Origin of the sequence: Microcystis sp. M079S1, from assembly GCF_020246425.1 — a bacterium.
Taxonomy (GTDB): Bacteria; Cyanobacteriota; Cyanobacteriia; order Cyanobacteriales; family Microcystaceae; genus Microcystis; species Microcystis aeruginosa.
In genome coordinates, this window is sequence record NZ_JADBSZ010000263.1 from 1 (window position 1) to 5673 (window position 5673).

A 5673-nucleotide genomic window follows, 5' to 3' on the forward strand; every position below is an offset into this window, starting at 1 on the left:
TCAAGAATTAGCGGTTAATAGTGCCGCCTTAGTGCAGGTAACAAGCGGTGCGATAGCTGGAACTTACCTCGTTATTAATGATAGCGCGGCTGGCTTCCAATCCAGCAATGATTTATTAATAAATATCACCGGATTTACTGGTACTTTACCAGCTTTAGGGAACATTCCAGTGGGTAATTTCTTTATCTAAGTGTCTAAGCTCTCCTTCTAAGTCACCTAGAAAACGGGTTTCTCGGAGAAACCCGTTTTCTGTGTTAAAAATTGTCAGCTACACCCTCCATCCATTAGTCACATATTTCTTAACATAAAGTTTGACAACAACTGTGGTATAACTTCACAATAACTTGATATTATTATTACAATAGTCTCAAAAACAATGATCGAATTAAGTCCCGCCGCCGCCAGAGAAATTGAACGTTGGAGTCAAAGCCGTCGCCTGAGGGGTTCCTATCTGCGTTTGGCAGTAAAAAACGGTGGTTGTTCGGGACTTCACTACCATCTCGAATTAACCGATATTGCGGCAGAAAACGATCGATTTTCTCAAAGTCAGGGTATTAATATTTTAGTCGATCCTGACAGCGATCGCTACCTACAAATTTTAAAATTAGACTATTCAGAAGATCTAATGGGTGGTGGTTTCCGTTTTACCAATGCCAACACCCAAAATACCTGCGGTTGTGGTCTTTCCTTTAGTGCCCAATTAACTGCTCCAAATAGCCAAGACAACTAAAAGCGCATTACCCAGATAAAATGCTCCCACAATCCGGGTTTCCGTCCAACCACTTAATTCTAAATGATGATGAAAAGGAGCCATTTTTAATAATCTTTTGCCCTTGCCATCGGGTCCTTTTGTGGCTTTATAATAGATAACCTGAGCGATTACCGAAAGAGATTCCAGAAAGAACAGACCACTAATTAAAAATAATCCCCAGAGATGTCCAGTAATTAAACCCACCGCAGCTAAAGCGCCTCCCAAAGCAAGGGAACCCGTATCACCCATAAACACCTTAGCAGGGTTGCGGTTATGAAAAATGAAGCCTAGACAAGCACCACTAAAACAAGTGCAGAAAATCGCCAAATCTGGATGACTAGGAGCGATAATAATGGCTAAACCCAAAAAAGCGATCGCACCAGTTCCCCCCGCTAATCCATCCACCCCATCGGTGAGATTAGTGGCGTTACTTTCAGCCACAAGGACAAATCCCGCCAAAATCCAGAAGAAAAAGCCCAAAGGAATGACTAATCGACCCCAAAGGGTGATATCGGTACTCACCTGATTGACCAACATCCAGAGGCAAAAAAGCACCGCCCCCGTTATCTGTAAAATTAACTTCATCTGGGGAGATAGGCCCTTATTCGACTTATAACGCAGAATTTGCCAATCATCTAACCAACCGATACCCATGTAAACAAAGGTCAGCAAAGCAACCGCCACCACATTATGGGCGAATTTAGACCAGATTAAAGCGAAAATAAGGGCTACTGGCACAAAAAAGCTGCCTCCCATTGTCGGGGTTCCTGCTTTCTTTAAATGGGCCTGGGGTCCATCTTCGCGCATGATCTGACCCATTTTCAAGCGCCGTAGCATCGGTACTACTTGACAACCAAGACCAGCACTGATTAACGTTGTGGCCATCAGGGGGAGTAACAGGGAATTAGTGGACTGAAAAAAAACTACTAACAGAAATAGTAATCCCGTTAGTAGAATCAGGAGATGGGTTCCAGTGGGTTTTTTAAAGATAGGGGCGGAAAAAATGTTAGCGTTCACGACTAAAGCGCCAGATAAGGGTAAAATTTGCCAAAGAAGACGGGATTAATCTTCATCTAAGACTAATTCATCCTCGTCGTCATCATAACCGATATCATCGACATCCATGAGTTCAGATAGTTCCACATCTTCTTCGAGAGTCAGATCTGGTTCGGCGATTTTATCCCGGGGAATCATGCGATTATTTTTTTCTAACCACTCAACAATGGAAGCGTCTTTTTTTAGGGGAATAACCGCGGCCGGTTCGTAGCGGGGTTCTTGACGAATAGAAGGATTAAGCATAATTACTCGACGATTAGCAGCAATCATTTCGAGTTTACCATGTCTTTTAAGGCTCTGATAATCTCTTGATTGGCCGCGGGGAAAGTGTAATTATCTAGTTCCTGGATAGTTACCCAGCGGATTTCTTCACATTCGATCGCTCTCGCTTGGCCGCTGAGATAACGACAGTTATATACTTGTAGATTAACCCGAAAATGACTATAGGTGTGTTCGATAGTGATTAAATGACTATCAACTGCGATTTCAATGCCAATTTCTTCTAATACCTCCCGTTTAATACATTCCTGTACCGTTTCATTGCCTTCGATTTTGCCGCCGGGGAATTCCCAAAAACCGCCCAAGAGTCCCTTGTCTAGACGGCGATCGATTAAAATTAAATCTCGATCATCTCTAATTACGGCCACACCGATTTGTTTACGGGGTAAAGAGTCTGTTTCTGGAATCATAGCGGTTATTAGCGAAAAAATTGGAAAAAATAGTTAAAAACTGACTGCGGAGAATTGAGTCAAAAGATGATATAATCGAGAATTGTACGATTAACGATTAACAATGACAGTCAGTTCCGAATCAAAGTTTATTTTAAAAGTATTGTGGTTAGATCAGAACGTAGCGATCGCTGTGGATCAGGTGGTCGGCAAAGGAACTAGCCCCCTCACCGCTTATTTTTTCTGGCCGCGCAATGATGCTTGGCAACAACTCCAAGAGGAGTTAGAAGCAAAACACTGGATTGATGAGTCCGATCGCGTCGATGTTCTCAACAAAGCCACAGAAGTAATTAATTTTTGGCAAGAGTTACGCAATCAAGGCCGACAAATCCCCATGGCCGATGCACAGTTAAAATTCCCCGAAGTTGTTTTTAGTGGTAGCAATTAATTTATCGAAAAAATCGGGTCTAAAACCTCGCCTTAAGGCGAAAAGTTTTTGGAGCGGGGCATAAATCCCCGTTACAAAAACGGCCTCCTGCCCCCTGCCTCCGTTAAGTCCGACTACTTAACTGATAACTGATAACTGATAACTGAAAAAGAATCGGGTAGGTTTATATAAACCCGCCCGATTTTGCTTTAATTTAATTTGATTTGGTTGGGTTTAAACCGATACTAAACCGCCAGCGGCCTGGTATCTAGCGCGAGCTTTGCGCCATGATTGTTGCGCTTGGATAGTTTTGCGACGGTCATCCCCTTTACTGACTTCATCGAGACGGGTTTGGGCCCGTTCGTATTCGGCGCGAGCTTTTTCTTTATCGATTTTTGAGCCTAATTCCGCCCCATTAACGAGGACTTTGATCTCATTATTTTCGACTTCAGCAAAACCGCCCAAAACTGCGATATTTTCCCAGTCTTTCCCCGGTCGAATTCGCATTACGCCAATATTCAGGGCAGTTAATAAAGGAGCGTGACCACTAAGAATACCTAATTGTCCCGTGGAACTGGGTAGGATTACTTCTTCGGCCACGTTATCCCAGACAATGCGATCGGGTGTAATAACCCGTACTGTAATGCTCATTGGTGATAATAACGATAATTTTGGCAGATTTCTGGGTTAAGTAACCGCTAAACGCGGTTACTACTGACTTTTAATTAGCCTTTTTTGAGTTTTTCGCCTTTAGCGATCGCTTCATCGATATTGCCGACCATATAGAACGCTTGTTCGGGTAAGCTATCGAGTTCACCTTTGAGGATCATCTGGAAGCCTTTGATCGTATCAGCGAGGGTAACGTATTTACCCGGGGAACCGGTGAACACTTCGGCCACGAAGAAAGGTTGCGAGAGGAAACGCTCAATTTTGCGAGCGCGGTCAACGGTGAGACGATCTTCTTCCGACAATTCGTCTAAACCGAGAATAGCGATGATGTCCTGTAACTCTTTATAGCGTTGCAGGGTAGATTGGACGGCGCGAGCGGTGCCGTAGTGTTCATCACCGACGATATCAGCTTGGAGCATGGTGCTGGTGGAACCGAGGGGATCTACCGCCGGATAGATACCTTTGGAAGCCAGGCCACGAGATAGTACAGTTGTTCCATCCAAGTGAGCGAAGGTAGTAGCGGGAGCGGGATCGGTCAAGTCATCCGCCGGTACATAGACCGCTTGGATGGAAGTGATCGATCCTTCTTTGGTGGAGGTAATCCGCTCTTGCAGGTCGCCTACGTCAGTGCCGAGGGTAGGTTGGTATCCTACCGCAGAAGGCATCCGACCGAGGAGCGCCGATACTTCCGAACCAGCTTGCACGAAACGGAAGATATTATCAATAAATAAGAGTACGTCTTGCTTGCTGACATCGCGGAAATATTCGGCCATGGTCAAAGCAGAGAGACCGACGCGCATTCTCGCTCCGGGGGGTTCGTTCATCTGACCGTAAACGAGGGCAATTTTCGAGTCTTCGGGGTTATCAGCGTTGATTACCTTCGATTCGATCATCTCGTTGTAGAGGTCGTTTCCTTCGCGGGTTCTTTCACCCACACCGCCAAAAACCGAGACACCCCCGTGTTGAATGGCGATATTGTTGATTAATTCCATCATAATGACGGTTTTGCCCACACCAGCACCCCCAAAGAGGCCGATTTTGCCACCTTGACGGTAGGGGGTGAGCAGGTCAATCACCTTGATACCGGTTTCAAAAACCGTCGGTGTTACTTCAAGATCGACTAATTTGGGAGCGGGACGGTGAATAGGAGAGGTTTCGGTGACGTTAACCGGTCCTTTTTCGTCCACGGGTTCACCAAGAACGTTAAAAATCCGACCGAGGGTGCATTTACCCACGGGAACGCTAATCGCTGCGCCGGTGTCCACGATATCCATACCGCGCACTAAACCATCGGTGGTACTCATGGCAACGGCCCGCACTTGGTTATCACCGAGTAACTGTTGCACTTCACAAGTAACCGATAGATTTTGACCGGCGGAGTTGGTTCCTTTTACGGTTAAGGCATTATAAATACGGGGCAGTTTGCCACTGGGAAATTCGGCATCGATGACAGGACCGATGATCTGGACGATTTTACCAACGTTAGTTTCTGTTGTCGCTACCATTGTTTATGTCTACTCTGGGTTTTAGCTGATAACTCCCACAAGGGGAAAGTCTTAATTTTTTGTAAAATTAGCCAATACTCAGCTTATCACGCTAGGGGATCAGATCAGTTATCAGTTATCAGTTACCAGTGATCAGATTTGAGTTTTCCGTGGACAGTCTGAGCGGTGATTGGTATTAAATGGCAATTTTCTGCTTACTGGTTACTGACCACTGATAAAAAGTAAGGCAGGCTAAGGCCTGCCTTAAAACAAAGCGAGGTTGATCAACTTTGAAGATGCCTACGCGGATGCAGTGCATGGAATTGGTCTATTACCATATATTGTCGATTATAGCAAGGGTTTTGCTGCTTGTATAGATTCAAATAACAAATAATTGTAAGCTTGACCATAGATTTTACTCTATACATTGAGCCACAAGAACTATCTCCTGTCAAATTTTCAAGGGACAGCTTTAGATAGGGTTTGCTGAATAAATCTAAAAACCTTGTTGGGTAAGACTTTTAGACTTTTTTCCCCTCAAAAAGTGCCAGCACTTGGAGTGATCGGGGGGAAAATTCCGGGACTTTTTCCCTGAAAATTAGGTAGTTGACCACCTGA

General features: G+C 44.7%; 8 protein-coding genes. 3 read left to right on the forward strand and 5 right to left on the reverse strand.

Translation table 11 applies throughout. The features are described from left to right. Together IM456_RS17280 and IM456_RS17285 are read left to right on the forward strand one after the other, a co-directional pair. On the forward strand, positions 1–190 hold a 190-nt coding region (locus tag IM456_RS17280; protein WP_287694844.1), incomplete at its 5' end, for a bluetail domain-containing putative surface protein. A 186-nt stretch (positions 191–376) separates the two neighbouring features. Further along, positions 377–730, forward strand: a complete 354-nt coding sequence (locus IM456_RS17285; protein WP_287694846.1) for a HesB/IscA family protein — start codon at positions 377–379, stop codon at positions 728–730. Here the strand turns inward: IM456_RS17285 and mraY are convergent. Genes mraY through mutT form a run of 3 tightly spaced genes read right to left on the reverse strand, consistent with a single transcriptional unit; the run spans position 701 to position 2496 of the window. Next, the gene (gene mraY / locus IM456_RS17290) at positions 701–1768 is read right to left on the reverse strand and encodes a phospho-N-acetylmuramoyl-pentapeptide-transferase (protein ID WP_149986190.1); all 1068 of its coding nucleotides are present in this window, start codon (positions 1766–1768) and stop codon (positions 701–703) included. The genes IM456_RS17285 and mraY overlap by 30 nt on opposite strands. 45 nt (positions 1769–1813) lie before the next feature. Further along, positions 1814–2077, reverse strand: a complete 264-nt coding sequence (locus tag IM456_RS17295) for a DUF3134 domain-containing protein (RefSeq protein ID WP_002760451.1) — start codon at positions 2075–2077, stop codon at positions 1814–1816. Then, on the reverse strand, positions 2074–2496 hold the full coding sequence (gene mutT / locus IM456_RS17300; protein ID WP_149986191.1) for an 8-oxo-dGTP diphosphatase MutT: 423 nt from the start codon (positions 2494–2496) through the stop codon (positions 2074–2076). Before mutT ends, IM456_RS17295 begins: the two co-directional genes overlap by 4 nt. A gap of 103 nt (positions 2497–2599) precedes the next feature. On the opposite strand from mutT, the gene IM456_RS17305 reads away from it, so the two are divergent. Beyond that, positions 2600–2923: a 30S ribosomal protein PSRP-3 gene (locus IM456_RS17305; RefSeq protein ID WP_002760450.1), complete on the forward strand. Its 324-nt coding sequence runs from the start codon at positions 2600–2602 to the stop codon at positions 2921–2923. Between the two features lie 213 nt (positions 2924–3136). Here the strand turns inward: IM456_RS17305 and atpC are convergent, their stop codons facing one another. Continuing rightward, positions 3137–3553: an ATP synthase F1 subunit epsilon gene (gene atpC / locus IM456_RS17310; RefSeq protein WP_002735380.1), complete on the reverse strand. Its 417-nt coding sequence runs from the start codon at positions 3551–3553 to the stop codon at positions 3137–3139. Between the two features lie 74 nt (positions 3554–3627). After that, complete coding sequence (atpD, locus tag IM456_RS17315) at positions 3628–5076, reverse strand: F0F1 ATP synthase subunit beta (RefSeq protein WP_149986192.1); 1449 nt, start codon at positions 5074–5076, stop codon at positions 3628–3630. Positions 5077–5673 lie beyond the last annotated feature (597 nt).

Coding starts and splice junctions, on each gene's coding strand:
- IM456_RS17285 (WP_287694846.1), top strand. CDS start 377: ATGATCGAATTAAGTCCCGCCGCCGCCAGAGAAATTGAACGTTGGAGT.
- IM456_RS17295 (WP_002760451.1), bottom strand. CDS start 2,077: ATGATTGCTGCTAATCGTCGAGTAATTATGCTTAATCCTTCTATTCGT.
- mutT (WP_149986191.1), bottom strand. CDS start 2,496: ATGATTCCAGAAACAGACTCTTTACCCCGTAAACAAATCGGTGTGGCC.
- IM456_RS17305 (WP_002760450.1), top strand. CDS start 2,600: ATGACAGTCAGTTCCGAATCAAAGTTTATTTTAAAAGTATTGTGGTTA.
- atpC (WP_002735380.1), bottom strand. CDS start 3,553: ATGAGCATTACAGTACGGGTTATTACACCCGATCGCATTGTCTGGGAT.
- atpD (WP_149986192.1), bottom strand. CDS start 5,076: ATGGTAGCGACAACAGAAACTAACGTTGGTAAAATCGTCCAGATCATC.